The sequence below is a fragment of the Acidovorax sp. FG60 genome (assembly GCF_057808995.1).
Map to the genome: position 1 here is coordinate 1 of NZ_JBMDJC010000027.1, position 15,922 is coordinate 15,922.

Consider the following 15,922-nt stretch of genomic DNA (forward strand, 5'->3'; position numbering starts at 1 on the left):
GGGCTGTGTTGGCGATTTCCCCGAGGGACGCAAGATGACTTCCCTAGACGCTTACCGTGCACCGCGCTCGCCTCGCTTCAACAACTATCTGCTACACGCCTGAGCTGCACCATGACGAACTGCTGTATTCATGGCTGTGCAGGTTAGCAATCTTGAATGCGTGGGGAACGGGCCGAGACGCAGTGAGGAAAATTTTTGGCGGCAGGACGGTTACACCCAGCCTTACCCTTCCCAGTCACTTCGATGCCATGAACGAGCGATGCGCGGGGGCGCTGCCACACGACTCTTTCGCCGATCTTGTGGAAGTCAGTACGCTGCTACCGTATCACAGGCCGTTCTTGGATCACGAGCGCTATGCACAACTAATGGAGGACTCGCGCTCAAGTAACTCCCTTGACTTGAAACTGCGGCTTGGTCTCGTTGCAAACCGGTTCGGAATCAACACGCCACACCGCTTTTGCCCCGCATGTGTAGCCGAAGATATTGAGATGAACGGCTGCCACTACTGGCATCGGCAGCACCATCTACCCGGAGTGAACTGCTGCGTCCGCCATTCTCTGCAGTTGCAACAACAAAGTGTCCCAAAGGAAGGCCTATTTGGCCAACCCCTAATGTATCCAGGCCTTCCTAGCGGCGAGGAATGCATAACCCCTGAATGTGGTTTTCAATTCCGATTTGCGCAACTATCAGCGGATCTCCTGCTGGCAGCACTACCGCCGATAAACAATGCCGATCGCTCCAACGTATATCGAAACCGCCTGTCGGCAAAAGGCTTTCAGTCGAGCCGTCGAAGCCTCGACTACCAATTAGTTGCAACTGAGGTGAGGCACTACTTTGCCGACTTCGCTAACTTTCAGCATCAATCACGACTGCTGCAGACCGCCAGAAGTCCTTTGCGCTGGATTGAAGATCTGGTTGAGCGTCCTGACCGCTCATTGCATCCGATATGCCACCTGCTGATGATTGATTTTTTATTTGGCTCCATAGCAGAGTTCAGCTTGGCAGTTGACGCAGAGCGGTCTTCACGCGAAGCGACACGAGGAAGTGCGCACGCGATTCCTCGTGGTGAGACAAAGAAATCCCTACAAGTACCAGGCCTTGAAATAGAACATCTCCTACGCAACCCGTCATTGTCCTGCCGTCAGATAGCTCAACAAACGGGCAAGAGTGTCGGCACCATCGTCAAGTATCGTAGACAGCGAAAAATCGAAGTGAAAGAGCGTCGTAAATTCGTCGGCGCCCAAACTCGAACTTCGATAGGGCACGACTTGTTGTCAGGTTTGGAATTGCAGTCTATTGCCCTTCGTAATGGGGTTTCCGTGCAAACTATATATCGGGAATTAGCGTACGAGAAGGGCACCAAACTGCACCGCCAACGTTCACTTTTCATGGCACAACGAACGTCTCGGCGTGACCGGTGGATGGGAGTGTTAAAAACGCCTGGCGTTGAGGGAATCTCCAAAGCAAGGTCTCTGGGCTTTTCTGACTATGCTTGGCTCTATCGACATGATCGCAGTTGGCTACTTACTTCCAATGCGCAATATCGCAAATCGGTGAGCACGCGTGGTACGGTGAATTGGCCGGCCCGAGATCAGGAGCTCTGCTCGAAAGTTCTCACTAGGATGATCTTGCTATTAAGGGCTGAACCACCCATGCGAATCTCAGTAGCTCGGCTTTGCTCAGGGCTGGGGCAATCCTCTCAATGGCGCCGCGACAAACTACCCCACTTTAAGGCGCTCTTATCACGTTTTTCGGAGACACCTGAGTCGTTCAGAATTCGGAGGGTTAACTTCGCAATCGATTCTTTAGTGCAACGAGAGTCCGACATTAAATTATGGAAAATTCAGCGTGCTGCAGGCCTTCGTATATGGCCTGCGGACCTTATCGCGTACGCTCAACGACGAATCAACGAGCACACCTAAAGGTCTTGGGCACCAACTAACACTCTAAGCCCCTTCATGGTATTCCTGCCATACGTTCCCACCCCTTACCCAGACGAAGTTCTGTGCTCGGTTCTCACAAGATTTGTAGTTCACAATGGTGAGAGTGTTTTTCGAAAAATATCAAATTCTGTAGCCCACCTCAGTCCCAATCTTTCAATTTATCAGGCAAGCCCGCCTCATCCTGCAGTCGTAGCATTCATCACCGATCAAATGGGGCTACCAGGAAATGAAGTCACCGATAGGTTAACTACAAGTCAATTCTTTCGAGTATTCAACACGGCTCACAAGAGACCGCTGGACCTAGAGACAGCGGGGTATGGAACACGAAGTGGGAGACTTCGGTCCCTTGGATTCATTCCTTGCAATCACCAACCCGCTGTGCGTTTCTGTCCATCCTGTCTTGATGAGGACTTCAAAAAATACGGTGAGCCCTATCTTCATCGAATTCATCAGATGCAGCCCGCATTGACATGCACAGTTCATGAAGAATGGTTAAGAATTTCATGCCCCAAGTGCAAAATGCTTGTTGTGCCAATTAACAGAATGGTACTTCGACCTATGCCCATCGTCTGCGAATGCGGCGCGGATCTACGGTCATTGCCGGTCAGAAAATCGCCAGTAAGCAGTGCCTTCAAGCGATTGAGTAAATTTTGTGCGGATTCAATTTTTTCTAAAAATTCACTGTGGTCGCACGCTCAAGTCAAGTCCGCCGCCAGCGAAGCTCTTGGACTATCGCCGCATGACTTCTCCACAGGATATATCAAATCTCTTATCAAAGTTTACGGTAAGCCAATCAGCATTTCTCCTCACAAATTCGTTATCGCGCCGCCGAGCAGCGACTGCCATCTCAGACTCAATCTGGATTTGGGGAGGTTTAAAGCTGAGGACTTTGCATCCCTCTTCACTGCCGCTGGACTAACCTTCGACGAATCCGCACTATTAATTTCAAAAAAAAGAACTGTCGGCATTCACATCAAGCAAAGGAGTCCGAAGTACGTCTACGGTTTGAAGCACGCCGAAGAAGTCCTCCTCAACTTTTCAAAAGCATACCCAGGCGAGGTGGCTACGAAATTCCAGAGATCTCACCCTCGACTCTACTGGCTCCTGAGGATCCATCATCCAGATTCGATTAAAAGATGGTGTCCAAAGTTGAAAACACTGCCGCCCATTGATAGCGACAGAGAGAAGTTAGCCCGACTATTAAAGAAAAATGGAGATTTTAAAAAAATATTCGCCAGTGCATCGCGCCCGCTCTTTAGAGCAATTGTAAGGGACCAGGACTGGCTGATAAGCACTGCAAAATTAAGCCCATCAGATTTTACAGACCACCCACTCAAACCGATCACCAAACTCACATCAGGAAAAACCCCTGACTCCAAAAATTTGAGCACTCCCACCAACAGAAAAAAAGAACATAAAAATTCAAAAATAAATGATATTGAAAGAGACCTCGCATTCGCATTAATGAAGGCGATTCGCATAGAACGGCGTCCTCATAAGATCACCAGATCGAGACTTTCTCAACTATCCTCAAGAGGAGTTTCTTCAATTACCAGAGCAACCCCACCCGGCAGTAGGCTGCACACGATGATAAGCAAAATCAACGCCGACAAAGATCGTAGATTGGCACTGTGGGCAGCACAAGCGTTAGCTCTTGCAGGGGTAAATATGACGCCTACAACAGTTCTGCTAGCGGCAGGGCTCAACACGACTTCCCGTAACAGGGAACACGCGCGCTCTGCAATCGAATTGCTTTCAAGTGGATTAAGTCGTCAAGCAATTCGTGAATCTTTTAACACAGATCCAGAGCAGATAACCAGATTACACCGCCTCAACCGAGCCGATTAAAAACCTCTGAATTAATAAAAGCAACATCTTCTAGTCAAATATCGCGAATAATTATCCGAATAAAATGCTTCAACTGCTCTGCGGAGACGGCTTGCCACCGATGCTGATATCGTACCCCCGACGAACCCGACCTTCTCAGCGCCTAGAACTTCGAGGGGGCCACGACGGCATTTACAGCACCATCAAACACATAAATTATGACGACAGGGCGTAATTCACTCGTCGGCTGAACCTAAAAAGTGAGACATCAATTAAGTGATGCAGCAAAAGTGACTAAATTGACGATTACCCACAGGACCAACCGTTTTAAAAGCAATTGTCTTAGTGGCCATACAGGAGGCATGTGACGGCAGAGGTATATTGCTGCGGAAGCTAGATGCACTTGACCACAAAGTACACTGCAAGGTGACCATGCGTTCCGTGTCTACTTGGTCCGCCCTGAACAATCTGCAAGCCCTTGATCTGACACGTAGTTCTGCTGATTGATGGGTGCAGGATTTGCAAGGTATGGTTTTGCCAGTACCTGTTTTCTTGCAAATCGCTCCGAGGAGTACGATGGGTCCGAAGCCTTCGCAGCCGCAGTCCGGCGAGCTGTTCCGTCCGCGGCTGGACGAGCAGCTCAACATGAAGCACCCACTGGTCAGGCTGGCCGCGCTGATCGACTGGGCCGAGATCGAGCGCACCTTCGCGGTGTCGTTCACCTCCGGTCGTGGCCGTCCAGCCTTGGCTCCGCGCCTGGTGGCTGGGCTGCTGTACCTGCAGCACACCTTCGATGCCTCCGACGAAGCCGTGGTCAACACCTGGGTGGAGAACCCGTACTGGCAGCTCTTCTGTGGCGAGACCTACCTGCAGACCGAGTTGCCCATCGACCCGTCCAGCTTGACGCGCTGGAGTAAGCGTCCGGCAATCCCATCTTGAGATAGACCCAGCGCCGAGGCATCGTGTGCACGATGAAGATCATGCACATCATGGCGAACGAAGCGATCGCCCAACGTCCCAAGCGTCGCTATTACTCCCCAGAACTCAAAGCCCAGATCGTGGCCGAATGCCAGGTCTCCGGCGCGTCCGTGGCCGGCGTGGCACTCGCACACGGGGTCAACGCCAACATCGTTCATCGCTGGATGCGCGAGCAAGCGGACTCCCTATTGCCAGTGCCCCGGAATGAGTTCGTTGCATTGAATCTTCCACTACCAGTTGAACCTAGCCCTGCTGCTGACACCAGATCGCCGCCCGTGGCGCGCTCGATCCACGTTGAGGTTCGACGCAGTGCCGGGGTGGTCACCGTGAACTGGCCACTGGAAGATGCGGCGTCGTGTGCAGCGTGGCTGCGCGAATGGCTGAGATGATCCGGGTCGATGCCCTATGGCTGGCCACCGAACCGCTGGACATGCGAGCGGGCACCGAAACGGCGCTGGCGCGTGTGGTGTCGGTCTTCGGCGCAGCGCGCCCGCACCACGCCTACCTGTTCGCCAACAGAAGAGCCAACCGCATGAAGGTGCTGGTGCACGACGGCATCGGTGTTTGGGGTGATCTCACTTTCGGTGCAGATTACCCGGTTAGGATGCTCGGGTTAACCCTAGATTTGTGTTTTCTGAGGCTAGGTGGTCTGCACTCCTGGCAGTCTTTTCAAAGTGTGGTTTGAAGACGAGCTGTCAGTTGTGAACCGGTGGCCTGCGTGAGTCCCGTTCGCCCATCGACCAAAAACAACGACTTGCAGAACGGCCGATAGAGCCACGATCGATCATCCACCGCCACCCATCTGCGATGTGGCACATCGTTGGCCCAAAGCCAGGCATGGCACTCGGCCTCCCGCTCGTACCCCACCAGCGTATTCGGGACGTTCGTTAGATCGCAATATCTGGGGGTAACACCTTCGATCATGGCGGCAATGTCCGGAGAGAACCTTTCCAATAGATCCTCATAGGCCTGTTCCAGGCGCCAGGTGCTGGTGATCACGATCTGGCACTCGGGCATCCACGCAAGGGCATCTACATGAGCCCGTATGAGGCTGCAGGGCATTCGCTGTTCGAATGGGTTCCAATCCTGGAGTCGGTGCTCCAACCCCACCCAACCGTTGCCCTGGTACTGAGTAGCACCTGGTGCATTCGCCCCGGGTACAGCGCAACCCTTAAGCGCCTTCCAGCGTCCTTGCGTGCTCGGTTTATTGGCGGGACATACCACAGACGTGTGCATGGCGTGGACCCATGGAACCTGTCCATGTTCCGCACCACACCCCGGGGCGTGCAAGTTCAAGAAGACGCTCAGCGCAGAAAACCCAAGCAGTGGATAGCGCTCGATGACGATCTGGAAGATTGGCCTGACTCCTGTCGGCAAAACCTGGTCGCATGCGAGGGAACTACGGGCTTATCCAACCCCGAGGTATAACACGAACTGAGGGAAAAATTGCGCAGCTGTCATGTGGCCTTATCGGCCAGAACCCCATAGCAGCTCGCGGGGTACAGTGGACTTAACAACGGTCCAACTATCGAATCTTCATTCGAGAAAACCCCCGCCGCAAGTGTCTTGGATGCAAGGTTAGACGCATCCTGAATGTACATTTTGACGAGCCTTCAATGTACATTTGGACGGTAAACGCATCATTGCTTTCCCATGCATAGTCCGACCATCCCATTTCGCCTAGTCTCCACTCAGCGCGAAGAGCAATTGGCTCAATTCAACGCCAGGAAAGAAATTGCTTGGTTTGGGTTTAGGGGGACGTTCAAAGAGCCAGGCTTGGCGATCATCAATTTCACCAAAATCGAATCTGGCCTTCAGGGAGGTGGAGGAACCTCCGCAATCAATGGCGGTGTTATCGCCGCAGGTTTTGATGCAGCCTTCGTGCTTGCAGGTTTGGGCCACTACGATTCCAAGGTCGTCGTCACCCTGGAGTTGTCGGTCAAATTTTTGTCCCTTGCACTTGTCAGCGAGTCGCTTGCATTCCAAGCGCATCTCGTTCGATCTGCTAAAAACTTCTCGTTCGCCGAGGGCTTTCTCTCTCAGGCAGGTACAGGACCAGCCCAGCATTTGGCAATTGCCACCGCTATGGTGGCGCCTGCGCGCTAGGCACGCGGCGGGAAGGCGCAAGGCGCAAGGCGCCAAAGGTCTCCTTCCCCTCGGCTGAGATGGAGATTTTCGACAGTCGTTCACCCAAGGCGCGAGCGTTCTAGCTCGTAGAGACACCACCAGCACTGAGGTCGTTTGCTGCTTTCCGATCTTCTATGCCGATTGAATTCCGTGAGACCTTGACCTTAACACCGTGGCAAGGTTCATAGTCAAAACGTGAATCAACCAAAGGAGGCTCACATGGTCCATTTCAATGTTCCTGATATGACGTGCGGCACTTGCGCCCAGCGCATTGGTCGTGCAATAGCTCAGGCCCAACTGCCTGGGGGCATCGAAGTAGAAATCGACGCAGCTGCACGTCAGGTACGCATCCCGGCGCAAGCCGGAGAAAGCACTGTGGAGCTTGTCCGCTCAGCGATTGAGCGTGCTGGATACAAAGCAGACGCGGCGGTGAGTCCTGCATCTCGCCGAACAACCGGTGGCTGCTGCTGTGCGTCTCGGTCCACAACCTCTGTTGATGTGAATCAAGGCGCTGCGAACCGTACGTCGTCATGCTGCAGTTGAACCTACAAGGAGACCATCATGCGTCTGAATATCGTCGCTGGGCTGTTGACAACCCTTTTCGTGGCGGGCTGTGCCGTCGCGCAATCTCCAAAACCTGCGGACGAACACGCAGGCCACCACCCCGGTGATGCGCAGAGCGGTGGCGTAACCACCCAGTCTGCCCCGGCAGCTACCACCCCGCCAACACCGGACGCCTTTGATCGTCAGATGAAGGCGATGCAGGAAATGCACAAAAAAATGCAGGCGGCCAAGACTCCCACCGAACGTTCAGCGCTGATGGGGGAACACATGAAGCTCATGCAGTCAGGCATGGCCATGATGGGCGCGGGTAGTTCTGGTGGCATGGGGATGGGAATGATGCAGCAAGGGGCGCAGACCAAACCTGCCATGCCTGCAGCCTCTGGAAACTCGGGTATGGGAGGCATGATGGGCATGCACGCTCAAATGGAGCGCCGTATGGCCATGATGGAACAGATGATGCAAATGATGGTGGACCGCCAAGCAGCCATGCCATCCAAGTAGTCTCACCGCGAACGTTCTTTGCGGGGGCAAGCTATCACTATTCCAAACGCTGGTGAGCTGCGCGAGGCTTGGTGACTCAGTCACTAACCACAGTGCAGTTGCGCCCGAGCGCCTTTGCCCTATAAACAGCTTGATCAGAGCGTTTTAGCAGTCGGGCGAGGAAATCCGCTCCGGTTTGGTGTACTGCACACGCCAGCCCGACACTGACCGTTACTGGCCCTGCCAATGAGCGCACCCGTCTGGCGCATTTGTGCACCCGCTCAGCAATTCTGGCAGCTGCTTCTGCGTCCGCATCAGGTAACCAAAGGACGAATTCTTCCCCACCGTATCGCACCACCAGGTCCGAACCACGTGCGTCTGCCTGTATCTGGCGAGCAAAGTTCACCAGCACCCGGTCGCCCTCGGGATGGCCATGCGCGTCGTTGATCCGTTTGAAGTAGTCCACGTCCACCATCAACAACGACACGTAACTCTGTCGAGAGGCCGTCCGTTGCCACTTCTGCACGATCAATTCCAGCGCACGGCGGTTTTTAAGACCCGTAAGCGGATCAGAGAGACTCAGTTCCGAAAGCTGGCGATTCTGCAATTCAACCTGTTGATTGCTGGCGGCCAAGCGCTGGGCAAGACCCTGGGCCTCTGCACGGGCCTTGATCAACTCGCCTTCGAAACGGCTGCGTTCGCGGGCCACAAAAAAGGCCCATACGATGTGGTCGCCCGTGTCCAGGCGCTTGCTGACCGCATTGACCATGACAGGAACAGTCTCGCCGCCAACACCGCGCAGGTGGAGGAACACTTCGCGCGCACTCTTGGCGTGATGCAGCGTGGGAAACAGGTGGGTCTGGCTGAAAATTCGAGAAGCTGGTGTCAACAGTTCATCCATGGAGTGGCCGAGCCAAAACGCCTCCGTGCCCCCGATCAGGACAAGGAACTCCCCGTTCATCCGCACGATGTGCCCCACCGGGTCCGTGATCATCATCGCGCAAGGGATGTCATCAACCGCCAGCATGTTCTGCCCTCTCGGTTTCGCTCACGCTAAGGAGAGATATCGCTGCATGGCGGCCGTCACCAGGTGCGGATGACTCATGTGGGCGCAGTGTCCGGTCACGTCCAGCACTTCCAGCGTGCTGTCCCTGAGCTTCTTGTGCATGTATTGCCCCACCGAATGGGGCGCCAACGCATCGTTGCCATGCTGCAGGATCAGACTCGGCCGGGTCACGCGCGACAGCTCCTCTCTGGTATCCGCAAAGAAGGTTGCCTGCGCAAAGATACGAGCCATCGTAGGATCGGTTGAGCAGAAACTCTCAGACAACTCTCCGCCCAGACTGTCTGCCTGCGGCGCTCCCGCCACAATGGGTGCGAGGTAGCTGGACCAGCCCATGAAGTTCTGGTCCATGAGGTCCAATAGGCCCTCCAAATCCTGGCGCTCGAACCCTCCAAGGTAGTCCGGAGCGTGATTGAGGTAGCAAGGCGACGGGCCAACCAGAATCAGGCGGTCAAAAAGTGTAGGTCGCTCGATGGAGGCCAGCAGGCCGATGCTGGCGCTGACCGAATGTCCAACAAAATGCACTCCGCGCTCGATGCCCAATGCGTCGCATACATCCAGCAGATCTTGCACGTAGCCTTTCAGACTTGCGTACTTCACGGGGTCAAAGGCGGCCAAGTCTGATTGGCCGCAGCCGACGTAGTCGAACAAGACCTGGCGGCACTTACCTTCAAAGGCCGGAGTGATATGTCGCCACATATGCTGGCTACACCCAAAGCCGTGCGCATAGACGAGCAAAGGGGCGTCCGGGCGAATTGGGTCGATCATATGAACGTTGTTGCGCTTACGAATTTCCACTGTTGTTCTTTCTGGGCGGTCTGCCCGCAGATTTTGCACGCCCGACGCTTGCACCGCGTGTGAAATGTATGCAAGCGTGCACGATTGCGAGCGCGAAACGACAGGTTTATTGGGAGCACTTGGTTGCGCAACGCAGCGTTCAGCCTCCGGATGCCTCTGCTTTCACTCTCCTTGGCTTACGCATCAGCACATAGGCCGCAGGAATCACGAACAAGGACAGCAGCGGCGCCGTCACCATACCGCCCAGCATGGGTGCCGCGATGCGGCTCATGACCTCCGAGCCTGTCCCGCTGCTCCACACGATGGGCACCAGGCCCGCCAGGATGACAGCCACGGTCATTGCCTTGGGTCGCACGCGCAGCACGGCACCTTCCCGAATCGCGTCCAGCAGCTCTTCCAGTGTGGGCTGCCTGCCGTCTGGACATCTCTCTGCGAGTGCCTGCTTGAGGTAGATGAGCATGACCACCCCGAACTCTGCCGCGACCCCCGCCAGGGCGATGAAGCCCACACCGGTGGCGATGGACAGGTTGTAGTTCATCAGGTAGAGGAACCAGATGCCCCCGGTCAACGCGAATGGCAACGTCGCCATGATCAGTCCCGCCTCACCCATGCGCGAGAAGGTCAAGTACAAAAGCACGAAAATGATCAGCAAGGTGGCTGGTACCACCACCTTGAGGCGAGCATTGGCCCGCTCTAGGTACTCGAACTGGCCAGAGTACGTGATGCTGACTCCTGGCTGCAGCTTGATCTGTCGGCTCACCGCGTCGCGCAGGTCATTGGCCACCGATGCCAGATCTCGTCCCCGCACATCAACATACACCCAGCCCGATGGACGGGCGTTCTCACTCTTGAGCATGGGCGGCCCATCGGTGATGGAGATGCTGGCCACCGTTGCCAGCGTGATTTGCTGCCCCATGGGGGTGGAGATGGGCAACTGGGCCAGCCGTTCGGGCGAGTCTCTCCACTCACGCGGGTAGCGCAGGTTGATGGGGAAGCGCGCCAGGCCCTCGACCGTTTCCGAGACGTTTTCTCCACCGATGGCCCCGGAGACCACGGCCTGGATATCGGACACATTCAGCCCGTAGCGCCCCGCGGCCGTGCGATCGATGCGGACATCGACGTAGCGGCCCCCTGTCAGGCGCTCGGCCAGTGACGAGGCCACTCCCGGAATGCCTTTGGCGACCTGCTCGACCTGTGCCGCGATCCCATCGATCACCTGCAGGTCGTTGCCCGTCACCTTGACACCGATGGGGCTCTTGATGCCGGTTGCCAGCATGTCGATTCGGTTGCGAATGGGTGGAATCCAGATGTTGGACAGGCCGGGGATCTTGACGGCCTTGTCCAACTCTTCGATCAGGCCCTCGGGCGTCATTCCTGGACGCCATTGGTCTCTGGGCTTGAGCTTCACCGTGGTCTCGAACATTTCCAGCGGGGCCGGATCGGTGGCGGTCTCTGCGCGGCCCGCCTTGCCGAAGACGCGCTCGACCTCGGGCACCGTCTTGATCATCCGGTTGCTCAATTGCAGAAGCTCCGTGGCTCGCTGTGCCGACAGGCCCGGCAGGGCTGACGGCATGTACAGCAGATCGCCTTCATCCAGCCTGGGCAGGAACTCGCCCCCCAACCGCGACAGGGGCCAGATCGTGGTCGTCAGCGCCAGCACGGCGATGACCAGGGTGGATTTGGGACGATGCAAGACCCACTCAAGGCAAGGTCGGTACACGGCAATCAGCGCGCGGGTGATGGGGTTTTTCTGCTCGTCAGGGATACGCCCCCGGATCCAGTAGCCCATGAGGACCGGGATCAGCGTGACCGAGAGTGCCGCAGCTGCGGCCATCGCGTAGGTCTTCGTGAACGCCAGCGGTCCAAACAAGCGGCCTTCCTGTGCTTCCAGCGTAAAAACGGGCACAAAGGACAACGTGATGATAAGCAGCGAGAAGAACAGCGCGGGGCCCACCTCCTCGGCAGCTTCGGTGATCACTTTCCAGCGTTCTTCCCCCACCAGTTGGCGGTCGGGATGCTTGTGCTGCCAGGCCTCCAGCTTCTTGTGGGCGTTCTCGATCATCACCACAGCTGCATCGACCATGGCGCCCACGGCGATTGCAATCCCGCCCAGGGACATGATGTTGGCGTTGATGCCCTGGTAGCGCATCACCAGAAACGCCGCCATGATCCCCAGCGGCAGAGAAATGATGGCGACCAGCGCAGAACGCAGGTGCCAGAGGAACAAGACACAGACCACCGCCACCACAATGAACTCCTCTACGAGTTTGGTGCTGAGGTTCTGGATCGCCCGCTCGATGAGTGCGCTGCGGTCGTAGGTGGTGACGATCTCCACGCCCTGGGGCAGGCTGCTTTGCAGCTCGCTGAGTTTGGCCTTTACGGCCTGGATCGTTTCCTGGGCGTTCTTGCCAGATCGCAGCACGACCACGCCTCCAGCCACTTCCCCCTCGCCGTCGAGTTCAGCGATGCCGCGCCGCATTTCCGGCCCGATCTGAACGGTGGCGACATCCCCCAGGCGCACAGGCACCCCTGCGCGCGACACCAACGGGATGGCGCGGAAGTCGTCCAGCGTCTTGAGATAGCCGCTGGCGCGCACCATGTACTCGGCGCCGGACAGTTCCAGCACCGATCCCCCCGTTTCCTGGTTGGCATTCATGATGGCCTCGCGCACCTGCCCCTGAGTGAGGCCTTGGGACGCAAGCTTGATGGGGTCGAGCACGACCTGGTACTGCTTGACCATGCCACCGACCGATGCCACCTCGGCCACGTTGGGTAAGCTCTTGAGTTCGAACTTCAGGAACCAGTCCTGCAAGGCGCGAAGCTGGGCCAGGTCGTTTTTGCCGGTGCGATCTACCAGGGCGTACTGGAAGATCCAGCCCACCCCGGTGGCATCTGGGCCCAACGACGACTTGGCCGTAGCGGGTAGTCGTCCCTGCACCTGGTTCATGTACTCCAGCACCCGCGAGCGCGCCCAGTACAGGTCCGTGCCATCCTCGAACAGGATGTAGACGAATGAGTCGCCAAAGAACGAGAAACCTCGCACCGTCTTGGCGCCCGGGACGGACAGCATGGTGGTGGACAGCGGGTATGTGACCTGGTTCTCCACTATCTGCGGTGCTTGGCCGGGATAGGAAGTGCGAATGATGACCTGGACATCCGACAAATCGGGAAGAGCGTCCACGGGGGTGCTGCGCACACCCCACACGCCCCAGGCCGTAAGCATCACGGTCGCCAGCAGAACCAGGAGTCGGTTCGCCACCGACCAGCGGATCAGACGCGCGATCATGGCTTGATCCTTTCCACGGCAGTGATCACGAAGTCCTTGCCTTGCTGCTGGAAGGTGAACTTGACCTGCTGCTCCGGTTTCAGGGCCTTGGCCAGCTCTGGGTTTGCCAGCTTGAATGGCATGGTCATGCCGGGCCACTTCAGTTCAGGCACGGCCTCGTGGGTAAGGGTCAGCTCGGTTGGCGTGACCTCATCGACCACCCCTCGCACCGTAAAGCTCTTGGACGCCGGAGCCGCAGAGGCCGAGGAACCCTGTTCAGCGATGGGTTGTGCGCTGCTGCCGGGAGGTTGAGCGGGCATGATGCCTCGCAGGCTGGCTTCCGAGTCGATCAGGAACTGCGCCGAGGCGACCACCTGCTGCCCTGCGGTGAGTCCGCTTTGAATGACGAGTCGGTCATCGATTTCCGCGCCAAGTTGTACCTGGACGGGGTGGTACTTGCCGGGGCCGTCCACCACGTAAACCAGTGCCCGCTTACCGGTTCGGATCACCGCTTCGCTGGGCACCAGCAGCGCTGGTTGCATACGTCCGGCCAGGGCAATCTGCCCGGACATGCCCGCCTTCAGGCGCTGGGTGGGGTTGGGAAGCTCCAGGCGCACGCGCACCGTGCGGGTGTCCCGGTTGGCCTCTGGGAGGATGCTCACGACACGGGCTTTGAGGGTTTCGCCCGGAAACGCGGCCAGGCGCACCTGGGCGTCCTGCCCCAGTTGCAAGGGACCGCTTTGCGCTTCGGGAACGGCCGCTTCGATCCAGACGCTGGCCAGGCCGTTTACGCGCACCAGACTGCCCCCCGAAGAGACCGTCATGCCCTGGCGCACCATCAGTTCAGCCACCATGCCGGCCTGCGGGAAGGTCACCGTGTAGCGGCCCTGAGGTTCGCCCGTGCGCTCCACCTGGGCCACGAGCGAGGCAGGCATGCCCAGCAGCGACAGCCGCTGGCGCGCTGCTGTCGTCAGCGACTCGTCCTTGAGCGCCCGGACCGCGAGAAACTCGCGCTGCGCAGCCACCCACTCTGGCAGCAGTAGATCGGCCAATGGCGCGCCTGCGGCCACCACGTCGCCCGGGGCCCGGGCATAGACGCGTTCCACGAAGCCGCCCGAGCGGGCCTGGACGATGCTCACATCCCGGTCATTGAGCTGGACCGTGCCCAGCACGTCCACATCGGACCCAATGTCTCGCTGCTCTACCAGGGCGGTGCGCAGGCCGAGGGCTTGCACGGCCTGGGCGGAGACGCTCAGGCCGGAGCTTTCCGGAGTGTCCTCATCCGCATACTTGGGTACCAAGGCCATGTCCATGTAGGGGGACTTGCCTGGCTTATCGAACTTCTGCGTCGGCGACATCGGGTCGTACCAGTACAGCACCTTGCGGTCGGCTTTTGCTGCTTCTGTCGATGCGGGACTGGCTCCCAGTGCGTGGTTGTTCGCGGTGCGCCATTGGGAGACGGTCCAGCCGAGGGCGATGCCTGCAGCCACCAGTGCTACGGCCACAGCGGTCTTCTTGAAAACGTTATTGGTCATGTGGTTCTCCCTTCAGTCGGCGATCAGGCTGTTCAAGCGGGCAATCACGGTGTCCCGCTGTGCCTGCAGATCAATGAGCCGCCAGTGCGTCTCCCGCACTTGGGCCCGAGCCGCCAGCACGGCGCTCAAGTCGCCTTTGGCGGACTGGTAGTTGGCCAGCGCGAGTTCGGCACGCCCCTGTGCCAAGCCCATGCCAGCCGATTGCAGCCGTTCGATCTGACTGTTCAGTGCCGCCAGCTCTGAGGCGCTGTCCTCCAGCTCCTGCAGGTGCCTGCGGGTCACGTCTTCCTGCTCGGCTTCCAGGCGCTGCAGCTCCAGCTGCTTGGCCTTGATCTGGGGTCCCTGGCGCCGCTCCTGTTGCCAGGGAAGATCAAAGGTCACCTGGAAGGACACCATGTCGCCCCAGCGTCGGTCGCGGCGGCTGTAGGCGACTTCCCAGGACCAATCACCCTTGGTTTCTGCCTGGGCTTCGCGCGTTTCCGCCAAGGCCATGGCCTGCATGGCGGGGTACTGCGCCAGTTCGGCATGGCGGTGTACCTCTGCGCGCAACTGGTCCAGGGGGCGGCTCAGCGGCCCAGGAGTTCCCTGAAGCGCCTCGTCGGCGCGAGCGCCAACCCAGCGCCGCAACATCGCCCTGGCCTTGGACCGGTCCCGCTGCAGATCGTCCCTGCGGTCCGACAGCGCAAGCGCCTCCTGCCTGGCCATCAGGAGATCGCCCGCTTGGGCCGTCCCCCCCGCGATGCGGGCAGTCAGGCTGTCCTGCAGGCGCTGGTTCTCACTCAGTAGACCGGTGAGTACCTGATCACGTTGCTCGATAGCCTGGGCCATGATCCACGCTTGGCTCAGCTCCTGGCGGATCTGCAGGCGCTGGACGCCCAGGGCGGCGCGTTCGCGTTCCACCTTGGCCTCGGCGCCGGCAATCTGGGCATCTCGTTTGGCGCGGTTGGGCACCTCCTGCATCAGCGCCAGGCGCTGCATGGTCATGGATTCGCGCGTGAGGCTGAAGCGGTCCATGCCGCTGACGGGAAAGTTCTCGATCCCGACTGAGAGCTTGGGGTCCGGCAGGGTTCCTGCCGACTTCTGGGAACTGCTGGCCGCGTCAATCTGCAGCCGCTGGGCCGTGATGCGAGGGCTGTGCTGCTCGGCCAGGTCCAACGCTTCGGAAAAGCCCAGGGCGTGTGCCTGGTTGCCAGCCAATCCAATGCTGGACAACAGGACCCCGAGAGCGCCCAGGCGCAGATGGTGGAGGTTGCGCACACGGATGCGCGGCGAGAGAGGATGAATGCGCAGTTGCGCAGGCAGGCGCTCGCAGGGAGCGCCGAAGGAGATGTTGGGCATGATG

14 protein-coding genes and 2 pseudogenes are annotated in these 15,922 nt (G+C 58.1%); 10 read left to right on the plus strand and 6 right to left on the minus strand.

The genetic code is table 11. The annotated features are described in order from the left end of the window. Positions 1-56: 56 nt before the first annotated feature. The 6 genes and pseudogenes from ACODS0_RS25175 to tnpB all read left to right on the plus strand — a co-directional run bounded on the left by ACODS0_RS25175 (position 57) and on the right by tnpB (position 5,433). The gene (locus ACODS0_RS25175) at positions 57-1,922 is read left to right on the plus strand and encodes a TnsD family Tn7-like transposition protein (protein WP_121508537.1); all 1,866 of its coding nucleotides are present in this window, start codon (positions 57-59) and stop codon (positions 1,920-1,922) included. Between the two features lie 36 nt (positions 1,923-1,958). Then, positions 1,959-2,417, plus strand: a pseudogene (locus ACODS0_RS25180) (TniQ family protein); the annotation flags it as partial. Between the two features lie 84 nt (positions 2,418-2,501). Further along, positions 2,502-3,791: a hypothetical protein gene (locus ACODS0_RS25185; RefSeq protein ID WP_233559561.1), complete on the plus strand. Its 1,290-nt coding sequence runs from the start codon at positions 2,502-2,504 to the stop codon at positions 3,789-3,791. Positions 3,792-4,346: 555 nt separating this feature from the next. Further along, a pseudogene (locus tag ACODS0_RS25190) lies at positions 4,347-4,691 on the plus strand (transposase); the annotation flags it as partial. Positions 4,692-4,741: 50 nt separating this feature from the next. Beyond that, positions 4,742-5,137: an IS66-like element accessory protein TnpA gene (gene tnpA, locus ACODS0_RS25195; RefSeq protein ID WP_121508535.1), complete on the plus strand. Its 396-nt coding sequence runs from the start codon at positions 4,742-4,744 to the stop codon at positions 5,135-5,137. Further along, positions 5,125-5,433 carry an IS66 family insertion sequence element accessory protein TnpB gene (gene tnpB, locus ACODS0_RS25200; protein ID WP_199727070.1) on the plus strand — a complete coding sequence of 103 codons (309 nt, stop codon included), beginning with the start codon at positions 5,125-5,127 and terminating at the stop codon, positions 5,431-5,433. Before tnpA ends, tnpB begins: the two co-directional genes overlap by 13 nt. On the opposite strand, the gene ACODS0_RS25205 is transcribed toward tnpB, so the two are convergent. After that, positions 5,418-5,747 carry an HAD domain-containing protein gene (locus tag ACODS0_RS25205; RefSeq protein ID WP_233559560.1) on the minus strand — a complete coding sequence of 110 codons (330 nt, stop codon included), beginning with the start codon at positions 5,745-5,747 and terminating at the stop codon, positions 5,418-5,420. The two genes, tnpB and ACODS0_RS25205, sit on opposite strands and share 16 nt — an antisense overlap. A gap of 36 nt (positions 5,748-5,783) precedes the next feature. On the opposite strand from ACODS0_RS25205, the gene ACODS0_RS25210 reads away from it, so the two are divergent. The 4 genes from ACODS0_RS25210 to ACODS0_RS25225 all read left to right on the plus strand — a co-directional run bounded on the left by ACODS0_RS25210 (position 5,784) and on the right by ACODS0_RS25225 (position 7,940). Beyond that, positions 5,784-6,176 (plus strand): HAD domain-containing protein, encoded by a 393-nt coding sequence (locus ACODS0_RS25210; protein ID WP_225584681.1) that lies wholly within the window; start codon positions 5,784-5,786, stop codon positions 6,174-6,176. A gap of 225 nt (positions 6,177-6,401) precedes the next feature. Further along, on the plus strand, positions 6,402-6,854 hold the full coding sequence (locus ACODS0_RS25215) for a PaaI family thioesterase (protein WP_055400385.1): 453 nt from the start codon (positions 6,402-6,404) through the stop codon (positions 6,852-6,854). A gap of 240 nt (positions 6,855-7,094) precedes the next feature. Beyond that, positions 7,095-7,418, plus strand: coding sequence for a heavy-metal-associated domain-containing protein (locus tag ACODS0_RS25220; protein WP_082437546.1), 324 nt, complete (start codon positions 7,095-7,097; stop codon positions 7,416-7,418). 18 nt (positions 7,419-7,436) lie between these two features. Continuing rightward, positions 7,437-7,940: a hypothetical protein gene (locus tag ACODS0_RS25225; protein ID WP_055400387.1), complete on the plus strand. Its 504-nt coding sequence runs from the start codon at positions 7,437-7,439 to the stop codon at positions 7,938-7,940. A 76-nt stretch (positions 7,941-8,016) separates the two neighbouring features. Here ACODS0_RS25225 and ACODS0_RS25230 read toward each other — a convergent pair whose 3' ends face one another. From ACODS0_RS25230 to ACODS0_RS25250, 5 genes are all read right to left on the minus strand, one after another. Then, positions 8,017-8,946, minus strand: a complete 930-nt coding sequence (locus ACODS0_RS25230; protein ID WP_121508533.1) for a sensor domain-containing diguanylate cyclase — start codon at positions 8,944-8,946, stop codon at positions 8,017-8,019. Between the two features lie 21 nt (positions 8,947-8,967). Continuing rightward, positions 8,968-9,780 (minus strand): alpha/beta fold hydrolase, encoded by an 813-nt coding sequence (locus ACODS0_RS25235; RefSeq protein ID WP_055400391.1) that lies wholly within the window; start codon positions 9,778-9,780, stop codon positions 8,968-8,970. Between the two features lie 139 nt (positions 9,781-9,919). Continuing rightward, complete coding sequence (locus ACODS0_RS25240; protein ID WP_121508531.1) at positions 9,920-13,066, minus strand: efflux RND transporter permease subunit; 3,147 nt, start codon at positions 13,064-13,066, stop codon at positions 9,920-9,922. Further along, on the minus strand, positions 13,063-14,580 hold the full coding sequence (locus tag ACODS0_RS25245; protein ID WP_121508530.1) for an efflux RND transporter periplasmic adaptor subunit: 1,518 nt from the start codon (positions 14,578-14,580) through the stop codon (positions 13,063-13,065). Before ACODS0_RS25245 ends, ACODS0_RS25240 begins: the two co-directional genes overlap by 4 nt. A 12-nt stretch (positions 14,581-14,592) precedes the next feature. Continuing rightward, the gene (locus ACODS0_RS25250) at positions 14,593-15,918 is read right to left on the minus strand and encodes a TolC family protein (RefSeq protein WP_199727069.1); all 1,326 of its coding nucleotides are present in this window, start codon (positions 15,916-15,918) and stop codon (positions 14,593-14,595) included. Positions 15,919-15,922 lie beyond the last annotated feature (4 nt).